This window comes from Serratia entomophila (assembly GCF_021462285.1).
Classification (GTDB): domain Bacteria; phylum Pseudomonadota; class Gammaproteobacteria; order Enterobacterales; family Enterobacteriaceae; genus Serratia; species Serratia entomophila.
In genome coordinates this window covers 2,906,120-2,931,764 of record NZ_CP082787.1, presented here as the reverse complement: position 1 = coordinate 2,931,764, position 25,645 = coordinate 2,906,120, and the positions used below count along the sequence as shown (strand labels likewise).

The window sequence follows — 25,645 nt, the reverse complement described above, 5'->3', positions numbered from 1 at the left end:
CCGCCGCGTTCTGCGGCGGGTATATTCATCTACGTAATAAATAAAGCAATTTATAGTGGTTCTTCTGTTCCCGCCGGCCTCATACACTCGAAAAATAGCGCAACCGCGTGATTCTGGAGAGTGCATTGATGAAAAGGCTAATCCCAACCCTGCTGTGTAGCCTGTTGGCGACGAGTCTCGGCGCCCAGGCGGCTACGCCAAAGGATACGCTGGTGGTGGTCAGTTCGTTGGAAGGTATTATCAGCCTCGATCCGGCTGAAAGCTTCGAAACCGTCAGTTCGGCCAATCTGGTTAACCTGTACCAGCGCCTGGTGGCGCCGGATCGCGCTACGCCGCAAAAGTTGGCGCCGGATGCGGCCGGCAGTTGGCAGGCGGGAGCCGACGGCCACAGCCTGATTTTTACCCTGAAGGATAATCAGCGTTTTGCCTCCGGCAACCCGCTGCGCCCCGAAGACGTCATTTTCTCGCTGGTGCGGGCGGTGAAGCTGAATAAGGCGCCGTCATTCATTCTGGGCGAATTTGGCTGGACGCCGGACAACGTGGAAAGCCAACTGAAAAAACAGGGGGACAACCAACTGCAGCTAAGCTGGCCGGCCAATATCGGCAGTGAACTGGCGTTGCGTTTGCTGACTGCGCCGGTGGCGTCCATCGTCGATGAAAAACTGCTGAACGCCCAGGCGCGGCAAGGCGACTACGGCAACGGCTGGCTGCGCAACCATTCTGCCGGCAGCGGCCCCTATAGCGTGAGCAACTATGTGCCGCATGAAGCGCTGCTGCTCAGCCGCAACGATCGTGCCCAGCCGCAGGCGAAGCTGAAAACGGTGTTGCTGAAGAACGTCAACGACGCCGGCACCCGCAGGCTGTTGCTGCTCAGGGGCGATGCCGACGTGGCCTACGATCTGGGCGCCGATCAGTTCGAATCGCTGCGCAAGGAGCAGGGCGTGCGCATAGAACAGCAGGACTCGCCCAAGGTGTATTATCTCGGCTTCAATACCGGCAGCCAGCAGAACGCGGCGTTGGGCAAACCGGCGCTATGGCAGGCGGCGCGTTGGCTGGTGGACTATCAGACGATCGCCGATCGGCTGTTGAAGGGGCAATACCGGGTGCACCAGGCGTTTCTGCCGCAAGGGCTGGACGGCGCCATCGCCGACCAACCCTTTAAGCTTGATGTGGCCAAGGCCAGGCAGATCCTGCATGACGCCGGCATTGCCGAAGGCACGCGTATCGATCTGATCGTCATCAACCAGCCGCCGTATACCGATATCGCGCAGGCGCTGCAGGCCAGTTTCGCCAAAGCCGGGCTGCAGTTGGATATTCACCCGGTGGTGGAAAGCGACCTGTGGGGCAAAATGCGCGGCCGGGATTTCCAGGCGATATTCACCTATTGGGGCGCCGATTATCTGGACCCCAACACCAACGCCAGCGCCTTCGCTTACAACGTGCCTGACGGGCCGAAAACCCTGGCCTGGCGCACCCAATGGAGCATTCCGGCAATCAGTGCAGAAACCCGCGCGGCGGCGGCGGAGGGCGACGGCGCCAAACGCAGCGCGCGCTATGGCGTGCTGCAGCGTGAACTGCAGGCCAGCTCGCCCTATGTGGTGGCGCTGCAGGGGCAAACGCTGGTGGCGCTGCGCGACGAGGTCAAGGATGCCCACGTGGATATCGCCAACAGCATGCTGTATCTGGACAAAGTGAGTAAATAAGGCTCGGCACGGCTTTTGCAGGGTACTGCTGCGGCGCCTGCAGCAGCGGAAAAAGCGCATCCTGCCTCTTTCGGGTGCGAGATATGCCCCATCCGCAGGCAGGCCGCGCAACGATGGGGAGAAAAGGCGTCCTTTCAGCATGTTTGCCGCAGCGGTGGAGTGTGCTGATTGGACGCGTTTTTATTGCCCGAAACGGCCAATAATGCCGGCTGCGCCCTTGGCGTGGTCCTGCAGCGCCGCCAGCAGCTGCTCTCGGGTCAGTCCCGCTTTCAGCGCATCGGGCGGCAGATCGGTGGCGATCAGCACGAAAGTGTAGTGGTGAAAGCCCGAGCCGGCCGGTGGGCAAGGGCCGTGATAGGCCTGGGTGCCCGGTGAATTTTTACCGCCGACAAAGCCCTTGCCCTGGGTAAGTTCGCCTGCGGCAAAAGCGCCGGCAGAGGCTGGGATACCATAGGCGACCAGGTGGCTGACGCCGAGGCCGCCACGGCCTTCCGGGTCGGACAACAGCAGTGCGAAGCTCTTGGTGCCCAAAGGCGGGTTGGCCCAGCTCAGCGGCGGTGAAACATTTTCCCCGGTGCAGCTGGCGTTGCCCGGCGTGGCGCCGGCATATTTTTGCGCCAACAGCCCGCCGTCCTGAAACGCCGGCGAGCTGAGGGTAAACACGCCGGCGGCCTGCGCGGCACCCGGCAGCGCCAGGCAAAGCGCGCCGCTCAAGGCCAAAGTCGATAAACCACGAACCATAGTGAAGTCTCCCGTGACGTAACAGGCAAAGCATAGCGATGCTTGCCCGCCACCGCCATTACACCCGGCTAAAGAGTTGGCTATAACAGTGGGGGCGGTTGTTAACGTTGTGCCAGAGTGAAATAAGATGAAATTTCATAACTTTCTTGATGAACGTCGGTATTTTCAGCGTCATGACGGCATTGAACGCGGCGAATAAGGAGAAAGATATGACGAACAATGGAAGCTACCCAACCGCGCGCTCGGCGGCGGCGATGGCCACGGGTGAAATAGTCACGCCGGAACAATACTATCAGGACAGCGACGGCGCCGACTGGGCGCCGGCGATCAATAAGGCCGCCGCGGCGGCGCTGCAGGCCGGCGGCACCCTGTCGCTCGGCAAACGGGTCTATACGGTGGCCGGGCATGTGCTGATCCAGACCACCACGGATATCTACGCCGGCGTTGGCCTGCGGGTCGTTGGGCTGGGCCGGGCGACTAAAATCGTCAAAACGGCGGACAGCAGCTACACCAACGATCAGGGCGAAACCAAAAAAGCGGTTATTGTGGTGAAAGGCTTCGCCAACCTCACGCTGCACGGCCTGACGCTAAAGGATGACAGCTCCGCCACCGACAGCCACGGCGTGTGGTTCAGCGGCCGCAACATGACCAAGTTCGATATTCGCGATATCTATACCAACGTCGGCGGGTATTCCCTGTTTGTTTCGGGCGACATGTTCATCAACTGGCTGGTGAACGTGCAAATGGAAGCCAATATCAGCCGCCCGGGGGACGGGGTGCTGTGGATGGATAAATCCGGCACCACCAACTTTATCGATGGCCTGTTTGCCAACCGCGCCAAGGGCAAGGCCTATATGATTTCCGGCTTTTATTCCACGCTGGGCTCGCTGGCGGCGGATGATTGCGCTGGCGATATCTACTGCTTTGCCGATTTTAACGGCACGATCGCGTCATTGGGTTGCGAGAACCGCAACGTGAAGCGCGGCGCCAACGTCAGCGTGCTTGCCACCAATTTTGCTCAGGGTTCGATTGGCAACATCAATATTCAGGATGCGCACAACGTTGACAGTGGAGCCGTGCTTTGCCGTTTTATCAACGAATCGCGTTGGGACATTGGCCAACTGAATCTTTACACCGGCGGCGCAGCGGCATTTCCGGCGGCAATCGCCGCCTGCAGCAACAATACCGAAGTGACGTTCAGCAACCTTTACAACGGCGGCGTACCGGTAACCGGCAAGAGCAGCGTGGATGTCACCTCTTTCCTGAGCGGCGTCGAGGTGATGGACAGCGAGGGCGCGCGGGGCATTGCGCCCAGCGCCACCAGCCATCATTTGCCGCGCAATATCTCCAAGCAAGCGTCGTGGACTTTTCTTGGCACCCTGACCGCACCGGATCGTCAACCGACCACGCGCATTACTCTCCAGCAGGGCGTCAGCACCCGGGTGTTGGCTTGCGATTTGTACATCACCTTTGATTTGTCTTCGCAGGCGACCGCCTTCGTCGCCAACAAGGGCAGCCACAGCGCGCAAGGCGCATTCAGTTTGCGCCGCACCGGGCCGCTCAGCTGCGAAATTTATTATCGCGTTGACAAGGATTTTGGCTTCGGCAGCTATCAGGTGCAGACCACGCGCGGCAGCTATTGGCGGCCGAATGGCGCGACGTTGGCCGCGCCGCCGGCCGACGTGCTGGAGATCTGCAGCGATGAAATGCTGTCGGCGGCCAAACTCACGGCGGTTCAGCCGCTGGGCAACCCGGCATCGGCCACCACCGCCGAGGTCGCGGGCTTGCTTAATCGCCTGATTAACGCCCTGAAAAGTTGACCGGGGGCGGGCCGGCGTTCAGCAACAGCACCAGCCAGCCGGCGGCGGCCAGATAAACGCCAAAGGGCAATGGCGCACGCCAGGCCACATTGCCCAGCAGGCAGCGCACCAGCGTAACGCCTAATCCCGCGGCGGCGGCAATGCTCACCAGCAGCGGCAGCGCGCTCCAGCCGGCCCAGGCGCCCAGCGCCGCCAGCAGTTTAAAATCACCCTGGCCGATGCCCGCCCGACGCCGCATTTTCAGGTAGAGGGCATTGAGCAACCACAGTGACAGATAACCCGCGGCGGCGCCGATCACCGCCTCGGGGAGCGGCGCCCATCCCTGGTTCAAATTGCACAGCAGCCCGCTCCACAACAGCGGCTGGGTCAGGCGGTCCGGCAGCCATTGGCGCCGCCAGTCGGTCAGCGCCAATGCCACAAGCAGCGTGATTACCGGCAGCAGCCAGAGCCGTTGCTGCCAGGAAACCTCGAAAGGCAGGGCCGTTAGCCCGGCGCAGGCGGCAATCAGCGTTATCTTTCGCCAGCCTAACGGCTGCGGGGCGCTATCTTGCCGCGGTATGAATTTGGCCGCCAACCAGGCGGCGATGGCCGTTGCCGGCCATAAAGCGGCGCTAAACAGCGCATGGTGCAGGTAAGCAGACATCAGGATCCCGTCATCAAAGGTATTGGCGTTCAAAATACCGGCAAAATGTTCATTTCATTACGCCGTTGGCCCGGCGAACCTTCAAATTGCGTAACGGCGCGCATTTCCTGGCCGCCCGTTGCGTGCCGGCACATGGCATTGCGCAGGGCGCCGCGGCTAAGGAAAAGGAATTAGTGACGACGTCACTTGATGTGATTGGGTTTTATCCGATTGTTTCTCATGGTAAAGCCGCTAGCCTAGGGGGTGGATGGCGCGCGTTTGAAAGCGGGGATCGCCTGAAGGCGGCACGGTCCTGTGCTAGAGTGTGTAAAGGTTTGGTTGTCTGCCGCCGGGAATGACGGCAGCAAAAGAGGTTGATTCGCCGTGCTCCGCGGATGGGGGCGGCGAGAGTGTTATGACAGACGTTATTCAGGCAGTACGCAACAAGACAAGCAAGATAACCCCCTGGTTTCATCGTCTGCCGGCGGCGCTGCTGGCATCGCCGATCCTATGGCTGAGCGGTGCGTCGCCCGTTCGCGCCGAATCCCCCCCTGCGCCGGACGCGGTATCGCAGCAACATGACGCCGACCGCTTGCCCGAACTGGGCGGCGCGTCGGACGATGCGGCGCGTGAAAAAGAGTGGGCGACCATGGCCAAGCAGCTGGGGGAGCGCGATCTGAACAACGTTTCCGGCCAGCAGGTGCGCACCCGCGCCCAAAATTATGCTCTGGGGCAGGCAACCGATGCGCTGCAACAGCAAGCGCAGGCACTGTTGTCGCCGTTGGGCACGGCGACCATGGCGTTGAAGGTCTCCGACCACGGGGATTTTACCGGCAGCAGCGGCCAGCTGTTCAGCCCCTTGCTCGACGTGGACGGGCTGTTGACCTACAGCCAGGTCGGTTTGCTGCAGCAAACGGAAGGGTCATTGGGCAATTTCGGCCTGGGGCAACGTTGGGTCGCCGGTGACTGGCTGTTGGGTTACAACACGGTGCTCGACAGCGATTTCGCCAGGCAGCGCAACCGCGCCAGCCTTGGCGCCGAGGCCTGGGGGGACTACCTGCGTTTCTCCGCCAACTATTACTATCCGCTGTCGGCGTTGGCGCAGCAGCCGAACGATGCCGTGTTCTTCAGCAGACCGGCGCGCGGGTACGACATCACCACTCAGGGTTACCTGCCGTTTTACCGCCAGATCGGCGGTTCGCTCAGTTATGAGCAGTATCTGGGGAAAAACGTCGACCTGTTTGGCAGCGGCAAAAAGCAAAATGACCCGCGCGCCATGCAGCTGGGGCTAAATTACACCCCGGTTCCGCTGGTGACGGTAAAAGCGCTGCACAAGATCGGCGAAGGCGGGCAAAGCCAGGAGCAGGTCGAACTGGCGCTGAGTTACCGGCTTGGCGTGCCGCTGATTAAACAAATCTCGCCGGAATACGTGGCGCAAGCCAAATCGCTACGCGGCAGCCGCTATGACAACATCGAGCGAAAAAACGTGCCGGTGCTGGAGTTCCGCCAGCGCAAGACGTTGCAGGTGTTCCTGGCTACGCCGCCCTGGAGCCTGCAGGAAGGCGAAACGCTGCCGTTGGCGCTGGAAATCAAAGCGGTGAACGGCATCACCCAGGTCAGTTGGCAGGGCGATACCCAGGCCTTGAGCCTGACGCCGTCGCGCAACGCCAATGATCCACGAGGGTGGACCCTGATCGTGCCGAAGTGGGATGACGCCCCGGGCGCCGCCAACAGCTACCGCCTGTCGGTCACGCTGGAGGATGATAAACAGCAACGCGTGACGTCCAACTGGATCGAACTTAAAGTGACGCCGCCGCTGAGGCTGGACGCTGGCGAAGGGGCCGATCTGCCGCCGGTGAAAACGCTGACACCGCCTATCATCCCGGCGCAAACCGGGCCGTTGAACGGCGATTAGCCGTTTTTGCCCTGCAGCACCCAAACGGCGGCCTCAACGCGAGACTTGAGCTTCATTTTCTTCAGCAGGTGTTTAACGTGTACCTTGACGGTGCTTTCGGTGATGGTCAGCCGGCGGGCAATCAGCTTATTGGGCAACCCCTGGGCGATAAGCTTCAGAATGTCGCGTTCACGCGGCGTCAATTGCTGGATATCGCGTTCGGCGCTGGGGCGGTTTTCCCGCAGGCTGGCGGCCAGGATCGGCGTTAGCGCCTCGCTGAGCACCATTTGCCCGGCCGCCGCCTGATGCAAGGCTTTCAGCAGGTCTTCCGGCTCCATGTCTTTCAGCAGATAGCCGTCGGCACCGCGTTTCAATGCGCTGACGACATCGTCTTCATGATTTGACACGCTGAACACCACGATACGGCCAGACAAATCGGTTTGGCGCAGGCGATCGAGAGTTTCCAGCCCGTTGATGCCCGGCATGTTCAGATCGAGCAGGATCAGGTCCGGATCATATTGCGCAGCCAAGGTCACACCCCGTTCGCCATTGCTGGCTTCGGCGATGACCTGCAGACGTTCATCCATGCCGATCAGCTGTTTAACGCCGTTGCGCAACATCGGGTGGTCGTCTATCAGCAAAATGGTGGCGGCGGTTTCAGTCGTCATGTGGTCTCCGTTAATCGATGGCGTGGTTGTCAGGTTTGAAGGTCACCCGAACCTCGGTGCCGCCGCCGCTGCGCGGCAAGATCTCGCAGCGGCCGTGCAGGCTTTTGGCGCGGTCGCGCATGATGATCAAGCCATAATGATCGGGCCGCGAGGTTTCCGCAGGCAGGCCGCGGCCGTTATCGCAGACGCGCAGCGTCACTTCGCCGCGTTTGTTTAACACCTGGATGCTCACCTCGCTGGCAGCGGCGTGTTTGTGGATATTGCTTAACGCTTCACGGGCGATTTGCAGCAAATGGATGGCCTGATAGGCAGGAACAGTGCGCGGGCCCAACTGGTAGTCGAGCGCGATAGTCAGACCCAGTTTGGGGGTGAATTCCGCCACCGTGGACTGCAGCGCGGCCAACAGACCGGGTTCGGTCAAACGCAGGCGGAAGGTGGTCAGCAGCTCGCGCAGTTGGCGATAGGCGCCGTTCAGCTCTTCCCGCATTTGCCGCACCAGCGCCTGGCTGTCGGCGGAAAGTTCACTCCCCTGCATTTGCAGGCAGGCCGTTTGCATCTTCAGGCAGGACAACGATTGAGCGATAGAGTCGTGCAGTTCGCGCGCAATCGCCGCCCGTTCCTCCATCAGCATCAGCTGCTGCTGATGATCGACCTGGCGTTCTATCGCCAGCACGCTGGTCAACTGCTCGACCAGGGTATTGATCAGTTGGCGGTGATCGTCGTTCAGCGGCCGATGCGGCGAATGTTGCGCCACGATCACCCCGTAGTCGCCCAGTTTGTCGCTCAGGCTCCAGCTCAGGGAAGGGTTGTCGTCCTGTTGGCGGTCGCTGTCGTGCAGGCAGGCGCTGCAGACCGGGTTGTGGCAGTGTTCCGGCCGCAGCGGCTGGTTGCCGCTCAATTGCAACAGGGGCTGCTGGCTGTCGTTTTCGTACAGCCGCACCTGGATGGCGCGCAGCGGCGTCAGCGCTTGCAGCTGATTGAGTATCGGCGTCAAACGGCTGCACAGCGGTTCACTGGCGTGCAGCTGGCGGCTGGCGCGATACAGGAAGCTCAGCACTTGGTTTTTCTGCTGCAGATCGGCGGTTTTTTCCGCCACTCGCTGCTCCAACCCGCTGTAGGTGGCGGACAGCTCGTCGGACATGGTGTTCAGCGCGCCGCCAAGCGATGCCATTTCATCCTGGTGGCCGCGCTGGGCAAAACGGCGGCTGAAGTCGCCGCGACCGACCGCCAGCGCCATTTCCACCAGCTGTCGCCAGGGGTGAAGCAACCGGCGGCGCAGGTAGCAGGTAGTGCCGATCAACAGCAGCAGCGTCAGGGCGATGAATCCCGCCTGCACCAGCGTCACCATCAGCAACCGCCGTTCGGTTTGTTTGTCGATATCCGACACCAGCTGGTCCACCAGGCGAACGAAGTGCGCAACCTGTGGCGCAGCGTCGGCGGGACGTTGAGCCGCGCGCAGCTGCGGCTGCAGCGTCAGCCGCCAGTAATCGCGCAGGGCGCCGAAGGGTTGCGCCAGCCCTTCCTGTTCAACGGAACGCCGCAGGTCGGGGCTGTTTTCATCTTGTTCCAGCTCGTGAATCAGCGCCTCATGGCGCGCGTCCAGCGGCACCTGCGCCAGCAGGCGATAACTCTGCATGCGCAGCGAGCCGGCCTTGTTGATGGCATGCGCGTTACCCTGGATGCTTTGCGACATCCAGGCGGAAATCCCCATGCCGGCCACCCCCAGAATGCCCAGCAGCAACATCAGCAGAGCGACCTGGTTAACGATGGAAAGTGGAGCCAGCAGGCGTTTCATATACGGGGTTCCCCAGGGAAAAGAAGCGACCGCCGCAGGCGGCGGAGGCAAGGTAAGTCAAGGTTCAGCGCTATTTTTCCTTATCCCTGAGCATAACCCCATACCTCGAATGAAGTACCCACTAGTTTCCGCTTTGCGCGAATGTGCGGTCACCGCTAAAAAATAAATCAGTTAATCAATTGATTTTTATATTTTTTATTAACATTCATCCCGTACTCATAAAGGGCGGAGAGGGGGTTTTCGTGCGTCAACTACTTGCACCTGCGTTGATATACATCAACTTTGCCGCAGGGGGCGCCCCCTAGGGTGTGCGAAGTGATTCTCCGTGTTTGAGGTTTTTATGTCGCAATTTGCAACGCCATCATCAAAGAAAACCGGTGCGGTCATTCAGGACTGGCGTCCTGAAGACAGCGCTTTTTGGCAAGAGCGCGGCCAGCGCATCGCCAGCCGTAATCTGTGGATTTCCATTCCCTGTCTGCTGTTGGCCTTCTGCGTCTGGATGTTGTTCAGCGCGGTGGCGGTTAACCTGAACAAGGTTGGCTTCAATTTCACTACCGACCAGCTATTTTTACTGACCGCGCTGCCTTCGGTTTCCGGCGCCATCCTGCGGGTGCCTTATTCGTTCGTCATTCCGATTTTCGGCGGCCGACGTTGGACCGCCATCAGCACCTGTTTTCTGCTGATCCCCTGCCTGTGGCTGGGATTTGCGGTACAGGACAGCAGCACGCCGTTCAGCGTATTTGTCGTTATTTCGCTGCTGTGCGGTTTTGCCGGCGCCAACTTCGCCTCCAGCATGGCCAACATCAGCTTCTTCTTTCCCAAGGCCCGGCAGGGCGGCGCATTGGGGCTGAACGGCGGGTTGGGCAACCTGGGCGTTAGCGTGATGCAGCTGGTCGCTCCCTTGGCAATCTCTTTCGCCATGTTCGGTCTGTTTGGCGGCACGGCGCAAAGCCAGCAGGACGGCAGCCAGCTATGGCTGGAAAACGCCGCCTGGATCTGGGTGCCTTTTCTGCTGTTCGCCACGTTGGCCGCCTGGTTTGGCATGAACGATCTGGCGGCCTCCAAGGCTTCTCTGCGCCAGCAACTGCCGGTGCTGAAGCGTGGGCATCTGTGGGTGTTGAGCCTGCTGTATCTCGCCACCTTCGGTTCGTTCATCGGTTTTTCCGCCGGTTTTGCCATGCTGTCAAAAACGCAGTTCCCGGACGTGGTCATTCTGCACTATGCCTTCTTCGGCCCCTTCCTGGGGGCGCTGGCGCGGCCGGCAGGCGGGGCGTTGTCCGATCGTTTTGGCGGGGTAAAGGTGACGTTGATCAACTTCGTACTGATGGCGGTATTTGCCGCACTGCTGTTCTTCACTTTGCCGGGCGGCGCGCATCCCGGTTCCTTTATCGCCTTCTATAGCGTCTTTATGCTGCTGTTCCTGACCGCCGGGCTGGGGAGCGGGTCGACTTTCCAGATGATTGCCGTGATCTTTCGCAAAATCACCGTCGAGCGCGTTAAAGCGGCGGGCGGCAGCGATGAAAGCGCACAGCGCGAAGCCGTTACGGACTCCGCCGCCGCGCTGGGCTTTATCTCGGCCATCGGCGCTGCCGGCGGTTTCTTTATTCCTCAGGCATTCGGCACCTCATTGGCGTTGACCGGTTCGCCCGCCGGCGCGATGAAAATTTTTCTGGTGTTCTATGTCCTTTGCGTCGTGATCACCTGGGCGGTATACGGCCGCAAAAAAAGGGTCTGACGTTATTATGGCCGCAGGCCCTCTCCGTGGAGGGGGCCGCTTGTCATTATCTTCATCTTCACCGCCGGCGATAGTCTTGCTTCCTCTCAGTGAAATTTTCTGTATTTAGGTAAAATTCTTATTCTTGCTTGCCGCACTTTTCTTTTTTTATAGTCGTATCTATTTTCTCCTCTTTTTTCGGTGGCCCGGTAATATTTTATTGATGCTGTGTTTTGTTTTTATTGACCCGAGGTTTTTAGAACCAAACTCAGGGCAATAATCAGGTGTACGGCATGGAAATAGCTATCCTATACCTTATTTATTATTTCATGTCTTAGTGCCGTCAATTAGCGCTTCCGTAAATGGCGCATCGCATCCCTAATATCTGTCATGCCGATTAAATCAGACAACTCTCATTCTGTTTTTGCTGGCTTTTTGTAGGCTATCTGGCGCCAAAAAGGCAGGGGGAAGTTGTGTTTAATTGTTGTGCTTTAACGATTTCACAATTTCACATGATGGATGAGGTGCGGGTTGTGTCGCTTTTGCTTTTGTTATCAGTGTGATGTCTGATTTCATTGCCGGCAATCGTGAGGATACTCCATGCTGCCGAACAGGGATGATTCGCCATTGGGATAAATGGCGCTTACTTATATGAAGGGATGTGAAAAATGAAATCGGAAGGTTTTTATAAAAGAAAATATCCTATGACTCAAGGTATTGGGTTTACATTTAATTTCTTGAACATTTTTTCATGTTTCTATACAAAGTGTACAGGACAAGCACGCTAAGGAAATTAATAGTGAATCTTGATAAAAGAATAAAGATTAGGAATCTCGATGTGCTGACGCCCACCAGGAAAAAGTTTCGCCTGCGCTGGAAGGAGTATCAGATCCTTTCACTCCTTGTCGACAAGTCCCCAGAACTGGTTAGCCGAACGGAAATTATAGAAAATATTTGGAAAGGGACATATTGTTCAGATTCAACCATAAATCAAACAATTAAATCGATACGTCAGAAAATTGACGACACGGGGCACACGATTATTAGAACCATTCCTCGTTTGGGTTATAAGGTGGAGAATAGGGCAGCATTTCACTTTATATCCGAAGAAGATGAATTGGAGGGTGATGAAATATGGGTTGATGAAGGTGTTGATAATGAAAATACGCAAGCAGAAATGTCTGAAAATAACGATAATAATGAGAGTCTGAATGCGGAAATAGATGAATCGCCGGATAGCCATGTAGCGAAAAAATCCGCCGAGAAATCGACATCGGCGCCTGAGGTTAAAAAAGGCCCCGAGGTTAGCAAGGTGACGATGCTACGCGGCTTTTTCTCTATGCCAACAACCATCGCGGTGAAGTACCTGGCGGTGTTTTTATCATTGCTGGTTATCTCGCATTTCTCCTATGTGCTGGGGAATCAAACCCGGCCGCCGATGATTAATGATATTCAAAACAACACGCGCGTGATGTTGACGCTGACGCTGAATAACGCGCAAAACGACATCCCGCAGACGCTGCTTTGCCTCTATGAGGGGGGAAGGATGGCCCAGGCGACGATTGAATGCGTCGATCCTAAACAGGGAAAGGACACCATGAAATATGAGACAACGGCGGCTGCCGTGCATGGTAAGATTAATCTCATTTTGCCTAATAAAACCGTGCAGTATCAGGTCGCTTACGAGGTTAAGAATTAATCGCCGTTAAAATTTCACTTGTATTGAAAATTTCACCGATTCCTAACGCGCTTATTTCATTATTTGTTATTTGAAAGCCTTGCGAAATGTGTTCAGTCTGGATTGCATTATCTAACGCGTATTGGCGTTCCACCTCATATGAGGTGGAAATAATGGGAAACCTGGCTGAGTGACAAATTATGGATAAGCGTAAAGTAGCAATTATCGGCGGCTCCGGTTTTATAGGAACCCGTCTGGTGAAACGTCTGAATGCGCGTAGCGATCTCAGTTTGACGATTATTGATAAACAGCCAAGCCCGCAGTTTCCCGGTCTGCACCACTACGGTGACGTGACCGAGCCGCAGACATTGCTTAAGCCTTTGAAAGGGTGCGACGCGCTGATCAACCTCGCCGCGGCGGAGCAAAACGGCACTCATTCTTCCGCGTTGCATTATCAGGTTAACGTTCAGGGCGCCCGCAATCTGTGCATGATGGCGTCGCTGCTGGATATTCGCCAGATTATCTTCACCTCCTCGGTGGATGTTTACGTCCCGGTCAAACGGGAGATCGATGAGGAAGGGGATATTTTGCCCCTGCATCACTACGGTAAATCCAAGCTCGAGGCCGAGTATGTGTATGAGGCCTGGCGCCGGGCCGATAACGGCAATAAGTTGGCGATCATTCGCCCGACGGAAGTCTTCGGCGAAGGCCATTATGACGCTCTGTATACGCTGCTTTATCGCATCGCCAGCGGCCGCCTGGTGATGATCGGCAGCGGTAAAAACATGAAGTCCATGTCGTATGTCGAAAACATCGCCGCCAAGCTGGAATATGAATTGGATCTCCAGCCGCTCTACCACATCAGCAACTACGCCGATAAGCCGGATATGACGGTAAATGAATGGATAGCCGCCATCTCTTCTTCGTTGGGGAAAAATAGGAAAAGCATGCATATCCCCTATTTTTTGGGGATCTGTGGCGCAGCAGCGCTTGATGTGCTGAGCAAAATAAGCCGAAAAAAGTTTCTTATCAATCGCAGCCTGGTGAGGGATTTTTGCACCAGGACGCAATTTAAAAGCAGCGTCAGCAATGGATTTGTCGCCCCCGTGGATCTGACTTCGGCCATAGAAAGAACCATTAGGTACGAGCGGGTTAAATAGAAATAAAGCGCTCTCGTAAAGGCAATGACTTATCGCAGTTAACGGTTGGAGAGCCGAATTAATTGCGCGTCGTTCAAAAATAAAACATGCACATTGGGAGCTGTAACCCAAGGGCGGTAGCGTGATTTTATATAGAGACGGGGCAAGGGGTTAATCTGTCGGCGCGCCGCGCGGACAGTGAGGGAAGGGCCGGCATCACGCCGGCGGCAGGGATGCAACCTTTTAATGGAGCAAATGGGCTTGGCTTGCCATTCCCCTTTGACAACAAGGCAGTGCCGGGCCGGCGAATTGCCGGTGGGAAAAGTGCAGGCCGCCGTGGAGGAAAGGAGGATTGCATCGCCGGTTTGATAGTGGTAATAACAATGGCTTAGCGCGTTTGCCCGCAGGGCGGATCCGTATTTGCGGGTGGGCCTGCATGATGGCCATAGGAGCGGATTTGTACACTGTTAAAGCAATTGAGATTGGCCGGGCTTGCGTTTTCCCGCCAGTATCGCCGGCAAGAGGTTTACAGAAGGGATGAAGGCGATTCTCGTTAATGCCATGTGGCTGATGGTTGAGCGCATTTCCCTGAGCCTGTCCGGAATTTTCGTTTCTATCTATGTTGCTCGTTATTTAGGGCCTGGCCAGTTTGGCGCCATTAATTACCTGTTGGCGACGGTGGCGGTGCTGGTGCCCTTGGCCCAGCTGGGGGCCGATAGCATCATTTTTAACCGCATCGCGCGCAGGCGCGCCAGCGGTATTCGTCTGATGATGGCTTCGATGCGCATCCGGCGCAGGCTATTTTTGCTGGCGGCGCTGCCCTTGCTGGTTTGGCAACTCCTGTTCCGCGATACCACCGAGGTGGTAATGCTGGTGCTGATGCTGGCCAGCGCCTATTTCTCCGTGCAGGACGTCTACAAGATTTACTATGACGCCACGTTGAAATCGAAGCGCAATACCATTATCAACAACGCCGTGCTGATATTGTCTATCCTGCTGCGCCTGGGGTTGGTTCATGCCGAACTGAGTTTGGCGTGGTTCGCTGTGCCTTATATCGTCAGCAGCGCGATACCTTATCTGGTCAGGCGCTGGATGTTTTGCCGTGAAAACCGCGCGCAGATCGCCGCCCCGCGCCGGTTAATCAAAAGTTATGAAAAATACCTGTTCAGCGTGGGCCTGCCGCTGGCGGTATCCAGCTTATCGATCGTCATTTATACCCGGATAGACCAACTCATGCTGGGCAATATGCTCGGCACTCAGGCGGTCGGCTGGTACAGTGCGGCGACAACGTTGGCGCAGGGGTGGGTGTTCGTTCCCATGGCGATGATTACCTCGCTGATGCCCGGCATTGCGGGCAGCAGGCAGCCTGAGGAACAGGCGTATCGGATCCGGCTGCTCAACCTGATCGTGCTGATGATATCTCTGCCGGTACTGCTGTTTTTCGTCTGGTTTGCGCAACCGGTGATTGAACTGTTATACGGCGCAGAATTTCAGCCGTCGGCCGCCATTTTGGCCGTCTGCACCCTGACTGCGATGTTTGGCGCGCTGGGCACCGTTTCCTACAGAAGCATGGTATTGTTCTCCGGCTATCGCTTCATCGCGCTTAAAATGCCAATTGTCGCCGTGATCAATGTCGTGCTGAATATTTTACTGATACCGCGTTACGGCTTGATGGGCGCGGCGATATCGACATTGTTTTCCGAATTTATGTCTCTATTTGTGCTTAACGCCTTTTTCCAGCGGGGGAAAATCACTCGGCTGCTAATTAGCTGCTTTTATTGCATTCCGCCGCTGATTAAAAAGCTTAAGCGAAAATAAGACGGCCCGGCTTATCGCATGCCAATATTTTAATGATTATGCTTTGAATTAACCCTTCTATTTAACCATGCTTATTTTTTTTTCGGCGAAAGGAGACGCCGCATTGGCTTTTATTGATTTATTTTAATGGTTTCCTACGGCGATAATCGACTCGCCACTCATTACCCTCTAGTTTACCTACCCTTTTTTCTGCAAGTTAAGGAATGATTATGTTGTACAATCTTGTTAAGCGTCTATATAAGCACGTTCCGGATGCCTTATATCATCAAGTGAAGTACGCAATGCATTTTAAAAGGATCCCCCATCTTTCTCACCCAACCTGCTTTAATGAAAAGATAATGCGGCGCAAAGTTTACCCGAGAAAAATATACACTACGCTGTCGGATAAATACAAAGTCAGAGAGTTTATCGCCGGGCTGTGGGGAGAGGAGTATCTGGTCGAACTCTATGCTCATGGCAAGGAACTCACCTATGAGATGTATCAGAGTCTGCCTGATTCTTTTGTACTGAAGGCCAACCACGGCAGCGGGTACAATAAATTGGTGTTTGACAAAAACCAGGTCAGCTATGGTGAGTTGTACGATCTCTCTTCCAGTTGGCTGAATGCCAATTTTTATTATCAATACCGCGAAAAACATTATCAGGATATTGTTCCGCAAATTATGGCGGAGCGATTGCTGTTGGATAATGGGGAAATACCGAACGATATTAAATTTCATTGTTTTAATCGTGACGGGAACATCTGCATCTTCATTCAGGTGGATTATCAGCGCTTTGGCGAGCACCGTCGAGACGTGTTCGATGTCAGTTGGAATAGAACCAATATCCGCATGGGGATGACGGAAAATAGCCTCACGCCGGCCAGTCGCCCAGAAAAATTAGACGAAATGATCCGTTTGGCAGAGTTGACCGCCAGGCAGTTTTCATACGTGCGCGTTGATTTCTATCAGGTGGAAGGGCGAATTTACTTTGGCGAGCTGACGTTTACGCCTGGCGCCGGGTTCTGTCATTTCATGCCAAAAAGCGTGGAAAAAGAGTGGGGCAGTTATTTCAACGAGTAATTACCGCTACGGGGATTAGCCGGTTTCTTCGGAAGCGTTTCCCTGTTATTGCATAAGGACATCACGATGATGACCATTTTCGCCACTTCTACGAGCGCAGAACCGGTGACGAACTGCCCGAGCATCGCGGCGTTAAGAACCACGGAACCGGCGTTCCCGGGGCAACGGATCGCCGTTGCGTCTTATTACGCCGACGGCAAAGACGGCGGCGGTGACTTTTATTACGATCACACCGATATGACCAGCCGCGATGACGGCGGCAGCATACTTGTTACGCACCAAGGCAAGCGTTGGAAACGCATGTTCAACGCCGCAGCGCCTGGAGACTACCGTTGGTTCGGCGCCAGGCTGGATGGGGTGTCGGACGACCGTAGGGCATTTATGAATGCGCATCGCGCCTGTAAACACCTTGTTTTCAGCGGCCAGCTGTTCCTGGCTGATGGCGTCGATCTCACGCCGTTGGTCACCGGACAACAGTTGGGTATTACCATTGAAGGCACCAACGATGACGGCGCGGTCATTGTTTTCAATACCGAGAAACAGGGGTTTTACTTTTCCGGCGGCTTTTTCCGCGGGCTGGCGTTGAAAAACCTGGAGCTCAGAAACAATAAAACGACGTTTGGCGTCGGTTTACACGTGCAAAATGCAGGCTGTGAGCATTTAAGCATCGAAGGGGTTTGTTATCGCGGCTGGAAGGTGGGCCGCGCCACGCACCAGTGGAACAGCTTTTTAACCCGGGAAGTGTTCCGCAACTGTATCCACGCCTGTTGCATTCAGGGGGCCAGCACGCACGTTGGCTCGCCCTATGTGTGGAAATGCAGCAAAGGGTATTACCTGGGGTTTGCGCTGGATGACGCGTACGAGCCGGTTAAGAGCGCGCAGCCGTTTGCCTGCAGCAGCATTGCCAATGCCGCCGCAGACGATGTGGGTACGCCTTACATTGCCGGAAACTGCAACGGCATCACCATGAACAGCTGCAGCGCCGCGCGTTGCACCGATGAGCAAGTGATTGACCTCACACAACTCGGCACGTCGCCCGGCGCTTCCCTGGTATGGAATGCCTTTTCGGCCTGCGTTCAGGGCGACGATAGCAACCTGCGTTTTATTGTTAAAACCCCTGCCGGCAGCGGAGGCGCCTGCGTGTTTAACAGCCCGAGGCTCGCGTTGGCCCGGCCGGTCCACTTTTTATCGGGCAACGGTGCAGGCGTCCTGATAAACGATCCGCAATTCAACCTGGCCGCAGGGGCGCAGCTGACCCAGTCGACGCCGTCGGGGGTAACGCTTGACGGCTTGTGCATTGGCGATGACAGCAAGCGCCCCGGTGGCCCGGGCTTAGGCATCGGCGGATACCCGCAGGTGCGACATTGCAAAGGGATGACGGTGATCGATCCGCACAGGCAAGAGTTGGTGCTGCGTGCGGGCTTGCTGCATAGCGGCCTGGAGAGCGGGCGCATGCTGGCGGCCGAAATCCGGGTATTCGCCTTGCAAGCCAGCGGCAACCTGGCCGCGGAGAAAACCGGTACTCTGCAGTTCAGTACCAGTTACGACTACCCGCAAGGGATCGACGATGCCAAAAGCCAGAATGTGTTGCGCCTGGGTTCCCTGACCGAGGCGACATCGATTCGGCGCCAGGATAGGGGCCGTGGGGATGCGCAAGTGATCGAATATCGCATCAAATTCGAAGCGGGGTTGGCGCTGACGAAAAGAATGATTTGTCTGGATTTTTGGTGTAACGGCATTTATCAGGATGACGACCACCGCGACTGGTATATCGCAGATATTTGAGCGATGCGCCAATTACAGCCTGCTCAATGTGCAATAGAGGGATGTCATTACCAATAGCGGTCGACAATCGCTATTACCTCAATCGCAACCTGTGAATGTGGTGCGGGGAGTCACTCCCCGCACGTGCTCTACCCCCAAATACCCCATCCGCCGTTCATCTCGTCCCCCCTCTTCGGTTTAAATGTAAATTAATGTTTAATTTCAACGCATTAACTTAAACCCCCAATCCTATACTTTGGTGGTACTTCCCCCGGCCGGCCCATCTCGCCTCCCGCTTTCTCTTGATCGCAATCAAATTGCCGCCGCACCGCCCTCAGTAGGCTTGGCTGCAGATTGAGCATGTCTTCTTATAACGACAAGAGCCTTCAGGAGCCTTCCGGATGAGCAAATTTTTAGACCGTTTCCGCTATTTCAAGCAGCTGGCGGAGCCTTTTTCTGGCGAACACGGCCAGACGCTGAACACCAACCGCGACTGGGAAGACGGCTACCGCAGCCGCTGGCAGCACGATAAGGTGGTGCGGTCCACCCATGGCGTGAACTGCACCGGCTCCTGCAGCTGGAAGATTTACGTAAAAAACGGCCTGGTGACCTGGGAAACCCAACAGACCGACTACCCGCGAACCCGTCCGGACCTGCCTAACCACGAGCCGCGCGGCTGCCCGCGCGGCGCCAGCTATTCCTGGTACCTCTACAGCGCCAACCGGCTGAAATATCCGCTGATGCGCAAGCGCCTGCTCAAGCTATGGCGCGAAGCCAGGGCGCAGCACAGCGATCCGGTCGACGCCTGGGGGTCTATCGTCAGCGATCCTGAAAAAGCCAAAAGCTATAAAGTGGCGCGCGGCCGCGGCGGCTTTGTGCGCTCCAGCTGGCAGGAGGTCAACGAACTGATCGCCGCTTCCAACGTTTATACCGCCAAAACCTTCGGCCCCGACCGCATTATCGGTTTCTCGCCGATCCCGGCGATGTCGATGGTGTCCTACGCCGCCGGCGCGCGCTATCTGTCGCTGATCGGCGGCGCCTGCCTGAGCTTCTACGACTGGTACTGCGACCTGCCGCCGGCTTCGCCGATGACCTGGGGCGAACAGACCGACGTGCCGGAGTCCGCCGACTGGTACAACTCGTCCTACATTATCGCCTGGGGGTCCAACGTGCCGCAGACGCGCACGCCGGACGCCCACTTCTTCACCGAGGTGCGTTACAAGGGCACCAAAACCGTGGCGGTGACGCCGGATTACGCCGAGGTCGCCAAGCTGTGCGACCACTGGCTGAACCCCAAGCAGGGCACCGACAGCGCGATGGCGCTGGCGATGGGCCACGTGATGCTGAAAGAGTTCCACCTCGACCGCGAGGTGAGCTACTTCCGCGACTATGTGCGCCGCTATACCGACATGCCGATGCTGGTGTTGCTGGAGCCGCGTGAAGGTGGGTACTACGTCGCCGGTCGCCTGCTGCGCGCCGCCGATCTGGTGGACGGCCTGGGGCAAGAAAATAATCCGCAGTGGAAAACCGTCGCTATCGATCGGTGCAGCGGCGAACCGGTGGTGCCGCAGGGCTCCATCGGTTTTCGCTGGGGCGAAAAGGGCAAGTGGAACCTCGAGCAGCGCGAAGGCAAAGACCGGCAGGACGTCGAGCTGCAGCTGAGCCTGCTGGGCAGCCATGACGAGGTGGCCGAAGTGGGCTTCCCGTATTTCGGCGGCATCAAGAGCGGCGGCGCCGAAGGCGAACATGTCAACAGCGTCGCGCTGGAAGAGATCCTGTTGCACAAGCTGCCGGTAAAACGCCTGCGCCTGGCGGACGGCCGCGAGGCGTTGGTGACCAGCGTCTATGATCTGACGCTGGCCAACTACGGCCTGGAACGCGGCCTGAACGACGCCAACTGCGCCGAGAGCTACGATGACGTCAAGGCCTATACGCCGGCCTGGGCCGAGCAGATCACCGGCGTATCGCGCCACAATATCATCCGCATCGCCCGTGAGTTCGCGGAAAACGCCGAGAAAACCCGCGGCCGCTCGATGATCATCGTCGGCGCAGGCGTCAACCACTGGTACCATATGGATATGACCTACCGCGGGCTGATCAACATGCTGATCTTCTGCGGCTGCGTCGGCCAAAGCGGTGGCGGCTGGGCGCACTACGTCGGCCAGGAAAAGCTGCGGCCGCAAACCGGCTGGTTGCCGCTGGCGTTCGGCCTCGACTGGCAGCGTCCGCCGCGTCATATGAACAGCACGTCGTTCTTCTACAACCACGCCAGCCAGTGGCGTTACGAAACCGTCGGTACCGATGAACTGCTGTCGCCGCTGGCGGATAAATCGCGCTTCAGCGGCAGCCTGATCGACCTTAACGTGCGCGCCGAGCGCATGGGCTGGCTGCCGTCGGCGCCGCAGCTGGGCACCAACCCGCTGCACCTGGCGGCGCAGGCCAAAGCCGCCGGCCAGACGCCGGTGGCGTTCACCGTCGACAGCCTGAAGTCGGGCGCGCTGGGCTTCGCCGCCGAGCAGCCTGATAACCCGCAGAACTTCCCGCGCAACCTGTTCGTCTGGCGCTCCAACCTGCTGGGCTCCTCCGGCAAGGGCCATGAGTACATGCTCAAATACCTGCTGGGCACCGAGCACGGCATTCAGGGCAAGGATCTCGGCCAGCAGGGCGGCGTGATGCCGGAAGAGGTGGAATGGCGCGAACGGGGCGGCGAAGGCAAGCTGGATCTGGTGGTGACGCTCGACTTCCGCATGTCCAGCACCTGTCTGTATTCCGACATCGTGCTGCCGACCGCCACCTGGTACGAAAAAGACGACATGAATACCTCGGACATGCATCCGTTTATTCACCCGCTGTCGGCGGCGGTCGATCCGGCCTGGGATTCAAAGAGCGACTGGGAGATTTACAAGGGCATCGCCAAGGCGTTCTCCGACGTCTGCGTCGGCCATTTGGGCCAGGAAACCGACGTGGTGACCCTGCCTATCCAACACGACTCCGCCGCCGAGCTGGCGCAGCCTTACGGCGTGCAGGATTGGAAAAAGGGCGAATGCGACCTGATTCCCGGCAAAACCGCGCCGCACATCATTGCGGTGGAACGCGACTACCCGGCGACCTACGAACGCTTCACCTCGCTTGGCCCGCTGCTGGACAAGCTGGGCAATGGCGGTAAAGGCATCAGTTGGAACACCCAGACCGAGATCGACTTCCTGAAACGGCTGAACTACGTGAAGGCCGACGGCCCGGCGGCGGGGCGGCCGAAGATTGACAGCGCCATCGATGCGGCGGAAGTGATCCTGTCGCTGGCGCCGGAAACCAACGGCCAGGTGGCGGTGAAAGCCTGGGAGGCGCTGAGCAACATCACCGGGCGCGATCATCGTCATCTGGCGCTGAACAAGGAAGACGAAAAAATTCGCTTCCGCGATATCCAGGCCCAACCGCGCAAAATCATTTCCAGCCCCACCTGGTCCGGGCTGGAAGACGAACATGTGTCCTACAACGCCTGCTACACCAACGTGCATGAGCTGATCCCCTGGCGCACCCTCAGCGGCCGTCAGCAGCTGTATCAGGATCACGAATGGATGCGCGCTTTCGGCGAAAGCCTGCTGGCGTACCGGCCGCCGATCGACACCCGCGCTGCGCAGCCGTTGCTGAACAGCAAGCCGAACGGCAACAAAGAGAAAGCGCTGAACTTCCTGACGCCGCATCAGAAGTGGGGTATCCACTCCACCTACAGCGACAACCTGCTGATGCTGACCCTGTCGCGCGGCGGGCCGATCGTCTGGCTGAGCGAAGACGACGCCAAAGATCTGGGCATTGCGGACAACGACTGGATCGAAGCCTTCAACGCCAACGGCGCGCTGACGGCGCGGGCGGTGGTCAGCCAACGTATCCCGGCCGGCATGACCATGATGTACCACGCCCAGGAGCGCATCGTGAATATTCCCGGCTCGGAAATCACCAGCCAGCGCGGCGGCATCCATAACTCGGTGACCCGCGCCTGCCCGAAACCGACCCACATGATCGGCGGTTACGCGCAGCTGGCCTACGGCTTCAACTACTACGGCACCGTCGGCTCCAACCGCGATGAGTTCGTGGTGGTGCGCAAGATGAACAATATCGATTGGTTAGACGGCGAAGGCAACGACTACGCGCAGGGCAGCCAGCAGGAGAAAACCCAATGAAAATTCGTTCTCAAGTCGGCATGGTGTTGAACCTGGACAAGTGCATCGGTTGCCATACCTGCTCGATAACCTGCAAGAACGTCTGGACCAGCCGCGAAGGCATGGAGTACGCCTGGTTCAACAACGTGGAAAGCAAGCCCGGCGTCGGTTATCCGCAGGCCTGGGAAGATCAGGAGAAGTGGCAGGGCGGCTGGATCCGTAAAATCAACGGCAAGCTGGAACCGCGCATGGGCAGCCGCGTCGGCCTGCTGTCGAAAATCTTCGCCAACCCGGACGTGCCGGCGCTGGATGACTACTACGAACCCTTCGACTACGACTACCAGCATCTGCACACCGCCAGGCAGGGCAAACATCAGCCGGTGGCGCGTCCGCGCTCGCTGATCACCGGCCAGCGCATGAAGAAGATTGAAAAGGGTCCGAACTGGGAGGAGATCCTCGGCGGCGAATTCGAAAAGCGTTCGCAGGACAAAAACTTCGACAACATGCAAAAGGCGATGTACGGCCAGTTCGAAAACACCTTCATGATGTATCTGCCGCGTTTATGCGAACACTGCCTGAACCCGGCCTGCGTCGCCACCTGCCCGAGCGGGGCGATCTACAAGCGCGGCGAAGACGGCATTGTGCTGATCGATCAGGATAAATGCCGCGGCTGGCGCATGTGCCTGACCGGTTGCCCCTACAAGAAAATCTACTTCAACTGGAAGAGCGGCAAGTCCGAGAAGTGCATCTTCTGCTACCCGCGCATCGAGGCCGGCCAGCCGACGCTGTGCTCGGAGACCTGCGTCGGCCGCATTCGCTACCTCGGCGTGCTGCTGTACGACGCCGATCGCATCGAGCAGGCGGCGGCGGTGGAAAACGATAAGGATCTGTACCGAAGCCAGTTGGATATCTTCCTCGATCCGCATGACCCGGCAGTGATTGCTCAGGCGCTGGCGGACGGCGTGCCGCAGGGCGTGATCGAAGCCGCCCAGCAGTCGCCGGTGTACAAAATGGCGATGGACTGGAAGCTGGCGCTGCCGCTGCACCCGGAGTATCGCACCTTGCCGATGGTGTGGTACGTGCCGCCGCTGTCGCCGATTCAGTCGGCCGCCGACGCCGGCGAGCTGGCGCACAGCGGCGTGCTGCCGGACGTAGAAAGCCTGCGCATTCCGGTGCAGTACCTGGCCAACCTGCTGACCGCCGGCGACACCGCACCGGTGTTGCTGGCGCTCAGGCGCATGCTGGCGATGCGCCACTACAAACGCGCAGAGACCGTCGACGGCGTGGTGGATACCAGCGCGCTGGAGCAGGTCGGGCTGAGCGAGGCGCAGGCGCAGGAAATGTACCGCTATCTGGCGATAGCCAACTATGAGGACCGCTTCGTGGTGCCGTCCAGCCACCGCGAGCTGGCGCGCGAAGCCTTCCCGGAAAGCAAGGGCTGCGGATTCAGCTTCGGCGACGGCTGCCACGGCAGCGACGGCAAGTTCAACCTGTTCAACAGCCGCCGCATCGACGCCATCGACGTGACGCAAAAAACCGTACGCCCGGAGGATGCTTGATGATCAGCCTGAAAGCGATCGCCCGCCTGCTGGACTACCCGGAGCAGGCGCTATTCGACCATCAGCAGACGCTGATCGAAGCGCTGGAACCGGCCAGCGAGCTGGATCTGCACCACAGCGCGCAGCTGATCCTGTTTATCCGCCGCCTGTGCGCCCGGCCGTTACTGGACACGCAGGCCGACTATTGCGAGCTGTTCGACCGCGGCCGCGCCACCTCGCTGCTGCTGTTCGAGCACGTGCACGGCGAATCGCGCGATCGCGGCCAGGCGATGGTCGACCTGATGGCGCAGTATCGCGCCGCCGGGTTGCAGATCGACAGCCGCGAGCTGCCGGACTTCCTGCCGTTGTATCTGGAGTATCTGGCCAGCCGCAGCGCAACGCAGGCGCGCGAAGGGCTGCAGGACATCGCGCCGATTCTGGCGCTGCTGGGCGCCCGGCTGCGGCAGCGGGAAAGCCCTTATGCGGTGCTGTTTGACCTGCTGCTGGCGCTGTCCGGCAGCGAGGTGCAGGCGCAGGTGTTGGCAACTCAGGTGGCGAAGGAAGCGCGCGACGATACGCCGCAGGCGCTGGATGCGGTGTGGGAGGAGGAGCAGATCACGTTTCTTGGCGAACAACCGGGCTGCGGTTCCGAACAACAGACCGCGCACCAGCGGCGCTTTGCCGGCGCAGTGGCGCCGCAGTATCTGGATCTGGCTGCAGCGGCAACCAAAGGAAAATAATCATGCAATTTTTGAACCTGTTCTTCTTTGATATTTACCCCTATCTGGCGGGAGCGATCTTCCTGCTCGGCAGCTGGCTGCGCTATGACTACGGTCAGTACAGCTGGCGCGCCGGATCCAGCCAGATGCTGGACAAAAAGGGCATGCGGCTGGCCTCCAACCTGTTCCACATCGGTATTCTCGGCATCTTCGCCGGGCACTTCCTCGGCATGCTGACGCCGCACTGGATGTATGAATCCTTCCTGCCGATCGACGTGAAGCAGAAGCTGGCGATGATCGCCGGCGGCGCCTGCGGCCTGATGACCTTGGTTGGCGGCGCGCTGCTGTTGAAACGCCGCCTGACCAACCCGCGGGTGCGCGCCACCAGCAGCTTTGCCGATATCATGATCCTGACGCTGTTGGTGGTGCAGGTGTGCCTCGGCCTGCTGACCATTCCGTTCTCCGCCCAGCATATGGACGGCAGCGAAATGATAAAGCTGGTGGCCTGGGCGCAGGCGGTGGTGACCTTCCACGCCGGCGCTTCCCACTACCTGGCAGGGGTGGCGCCGATCTTCAAGCTGCATATGGTACTGGGCATGACGCTGTTCATACTGTTCCCGTTCTGCCGCCTGGTGCATATCTGGAGCGTACCGGTAGAGTACCTGACCCGTCGCTATCAGCTGGTGCGTAACCGCCGCTGACCCTCTCCGCCGCCGCTGAACCACAGCGGCGGCCGCTAACGTCCGCCCGCAATTGTGATCCCCGCCCGCACATTTTTGCTTCCTTGCCGTAAACTTAATATCTCAGTATTGTT

Annotated in this window: 17 protein-coding genes; 13 read left to right on the top strand and 4 right to left on the bottom strand. The window is 58.1% G+C overall.

What is annotated here, in order from left to right:
- The first annotated feature begins 128 nt into the window (after positions 1-128).
- The gene (locus KHA73_RS14280; protein WP_234585008.1) at positions 129-1,703 is read left to right on the top strand and encodes an ABC transporter substrate-binding protein; all 1,575 of its coding nucleotides are present in this window, start codon (positions 129-131) and stop codon (positions 1,701-1,703) included.
- A gap of 180 nt (positions 1,704-1,883) precedes the next feature.
- Here KHA73_RS14280 and KHA73_RS14275 read toward each other — a convergent pair whose 3' ends face one another.
- On the bottom strand, positions 1,884-2,444 hold the full coding sequence (locus KHA73_RS14275) for a YbhB/YbcL family Raf kinase inhibitor-like protein (RefSeq protein ID WP_234585007.1): 561 nt from the start codon (positions 2,442-2,444) through the stop codon (positions 1,884-1,886).
- Positions 2,445-2,653: 209 nt separating this feature from the next.
- Here KHA73_RS14275 and KHA73_RS14270 point away from each other — a divergent pair, with 209 nt between their 5' ends.
- Positions 2,654-4,264 (top strand): hypothetical protein, encoded by a 1,611-nt coding sequence (locus KHA73_RS14270; RefSeq protein ID WP_234585005.1) that lies wholly within the window; start codon positions 2,654-2,656, stop codon positions 4,262-4,264.
- On the opposite strand, the gene KHA73_RS14265 is transcribed toward KHA73_RS14270, so the two are convergent.
- Positions 4,245-4,907, bottom strand: a complete 663-nt coding sequence (locus KHA73_RS14265; protein WP_234585003.1) for a prepilin peptidase — start codon at positions 4,905-4,907, stop codon at positions 4,245-4,247. The genes KHA73_RS14270 and KHA73_RS14265 overlap by 20 nt on opposite strands.
- A gap of 394 nt (positions 4,908-5,301) precedes the next feature.
- Between KHA73_RS14265 and KHA73_RS14260 the strand changes: the two genes are divergently transcribed.
- Complete coding sequence (locus tag KHA73_RS14260; RefSeq protein WP_234585001.1) at positions 5,302-6,801, top strand: YchO/YchP family invasin; 1,500 nt, start codon at positions 5,302-5,304, stop codon at positions 6,799-6,801.
- On the opposite strand, the gene narL is transcribed toward KHA73_RS14260, so the two are convergent.
- Together narL and narX are read right to left on the bottom strand one after the other, a co-directional pair.
- On the bottom strand, positions 6,798-7,448 hold the full coding sequence (gene narL, locus KHA73_RS14255; protein ID WP_234584999.1) for a two-component system response regulator NarL: 651 nt from the start codon (positions 7,446-7,448) through the stop codon (positions 6,798-6,800). The two genes, KHA73_RS14260 and narL, sit on opposite strands and share 4 nt — an antisense overlap.
- A gap of 10 nt (positions 7,449-7,458) precedes the next feature.
- On the bottom strand, positions 7,459-9,243 hold the full coding sequence (gene narX / locus KHA73_RS14250; RefSeq protein WP_234584998.1) for a nitrate/nitrite two-component system sensor histidine kinase NarX: 1,785 nt from the start codon (positions 9,241-9,243) through the stop codon (positions 7,459-7,461).
- A 340-nt stretch (positions 9,244-9,583) separates the two neighbouring features.
- On the opposite strand from narX, the gene KHA73_RS14245 reads away from it, so the two are divergent.
- The 10 genes from KHA73_RS14245 (at position 9,584) to narI (ending at position 25,532) form a co-directional block, all read left to right on the top strand.
- Positions 9,584-10,978, top strand: a complete 1,395-nt coding sequence (locus KHA73_RS14245; protein WP_234584996.1) for a NarK family nitrate/nitrite MFS transporter — start codon at positions 9,584-9,586, stop codon at positions 10,976-10,978.
- 778 nt (positions 10,979-11,756) lie between these two features.
- Positions 11,757-12,656, top strand: coding sequence for a transcriptional regulator (locus tag KHA73_RS14240; RefSeq protein ID WP_234584994.1), 900 nt, complete (start codon positions 11,757-11,759; stop codon positions 12,654-12,656).
- Positions 12,657-12,835: 179 nt separating this feature from the next.
- Positions 12,836-13,795, top strand: a complete 960-nt coding sequence (locus KHA73_RS14235; protein WP_234584992.1) for an NAD-dependent epimerase/dehydratase family protein — start codon at positions 12,836-12,838, stop codon at positions 13,793-13,795.
- 516 nt (positions 13,796-14,311) lie between these two features.
- On the top strand, positions 14,312-15,592 hold the full coding sequence (locus KHA73_RS14230) for a flippase (protein ID WP_234584991.1): 1,281 nt from the start codon (positions 14,312-14,314) through the stop codon (positions 15,590-15,592).
- 209 nt (positions 15,593-15,801) lie between these two features.
- Entirely contained in the window at positions 15,802-16,653 is an 852-nt protein-coding gene (locus tag KHA73_RS14225) for an ATP-grasp fold amidoligase family protein (protein ID WP_234584990.1), read from the top strand.
- Positions 16,654-16,719: 66 nt separating this feature from the next.
- Complete coding sequence (locus tag KHA73_RS14220; RefSeq protein ID WP_234584989.1) at positions 16,720-18,438, top strand: hypothetical protein; 1,719 nt, start codon at positions 16,720-16,722, stop codon at positions 18,436-18,438.
- Positions 18,439-18,818: 380 nt separating this feature from the next.
- Positions 18,819-22,595, top strand: a complete 3,777-nt coding sequence (locus KHA73_RS14215; RefSeq protein ID WP_234584988.1) for a nitrate reductase subunit alpha — start codon at positions 18,819-18,821, stop codon at positions 22,593-22,595.
- A complete protein-coding gene (gene narH, locus KHA73_RS14210) occupies positions 22,592-24,133 on the top strand; it encodes a nitrate reductase subunit beta (RefSeq protein ID WP_234584987.1) in 1,542 nt (513 codons plus the stop codon). The genes KHA73_RS14215 and narH overlap by 4 nt, the downstream gene beginning before the upstream one ends.
- Complete coding sequence (narJ, locus tag KHA73_RS14205) at positions 24,133-24,852, top strand: nitrate reductase molybdenum cofactor assembly chaperone (RefSeq protein WP_234584986.1); 720 nt, start codon at positions 24,133-24,135, stop codon at positions 24,850-24,852. Before narH ends, narJ begins: the two co-directional genes overlap by 1 nt.
- A 2-nt stretch (positions 24,853-24,854) precedes the next feature.
- The gene (gene narI / locus KHA73_RS14200; protein ID WP_234584985.1) at positions 24,855-25,532 is read left to right on the top strand and encodes a respiratory nitrate reductase subunit gamma; all 678 of its coding nucleotides are present in this window, start codon (positions 24,855-24,857) and stop codon (positions 25,530-25,532) included.
- The last annotated feature ends 113 nt before the right edge of the window (positions 25,533-25,645 follow it).

Excerpts from the sequence above, each read along its gene's own strand:
- narI (WP_234584985.1), top strand. The coding sequence starts at position 24,855 with ATGCAATTTTTGAACCTGTTCTTCTTTGATATTTACCCCTATCTGGCG.
- narJ (WP_234584986.1), top strand. The coding sequence starts at position 24,133 with ATGATCAGCCTGAAAGCGATCGCCCGCCTGCTGGACTACCCGGAGCAG.
- KHA73_RS14270 (WP_234585005.1), top strand. The coding sequence starts at position 2,654 with ATGACGAACAATGGAAGCTACCCAACCGCGCGCTCGGCGGCGGCGATG.
- KHA73_RS14215 (WP_234584988.1), top strand. The coding sequence starts at position 18,819 with ATGAGCAAATTTTTAGACCGTTTCCGCTATTTCAAGCAGCTGGCGGAG.
- KHA73_RS14275 (WP_234585007.1), bottom strand. The coding sequence starts at position 2,444 with ATGGTTCGTGGTTTATCGACTTTGGCCTTGAGCGGCGCGCTTTGCCTG.
- KHA73_RS14225 (WP_234584990.1), top strand. The coding sequence starts at position 15,802 with ATGTTGTACAATCTTGTTAAGCGTCTATATAAGCACGTTCCGGATGCC.
- KHA73_RS14260 (WP_234585001.1), top strand. The coding sequence starts at position 5,302 with ATGACAGACGTTATTCAGGCAGTACGCAACAAGACAAGCAAGATAACC.
- KHA73_RS14245 (WP_234584996.1), top strand. The coding sequence starts at position 9,584 with ATGTCGCAATTTGCAACGCCATCATCAAAGAAAACCGGTGCGGTCATT.
- KHA73_RS14230 (WP_234584991.1), top strand. The coding sequence starts at position 14,312 with ATGAAGGCGATTCTCGTTAATGCCATGTGGCTGATGGTTGAGCGCATT.
- narL (WP_234584999.1), bottom strand. The coding sequence starts at position 7,448 with ATGACGACTGAAACCGCCGCCACCATTTTGCTGATAGACGACCACCCG.
- KHA73_RS14265 (WP_234585003.1), bottom strand. The coding sequence starts at position 4,907 with ATGTCTGCTTACCTGCACCATGCGCTGTTTAGCGCCGCTTTATGGCCG.
- narH (WP_234584987.1), top strand. The coding sequence starts at position 22,592 with ATGAAAATTCGTTCTCAAGTCGGCATGGTGTTGAACCTGGACAAGTGC.
- KHA73_RS14235 (WP_234584992.1), top strand. The coding sequence starts at position 12,836 with ATGGATAAGCGTAAAGTAGCAATTATCGGCGGCTCCGGTTTTATAGGA.
- KHA73_RS14220 (WP_234584989.1), top strand. The coding sequence starts at position 16,720 with ATGATGACCATTTTCGCCACTTCTACGAGCGCAGAACCGGTGACGAAC.
- narX (WP_234584998.1), bottom strand. The coding sequence starts at position 9,243 with ATGAAACGCCTGCTGGCTCCACTTTCCATCGTTAACCAGGTCGCTCTG.
- KHA73_RS14280 (WP_234585008.1), top strand. The coding sequence starts at position 129 with ATGAAAAGGCTAATCCCAACCCTGCTGTGTAGCCTGTTGGCGACGAGT.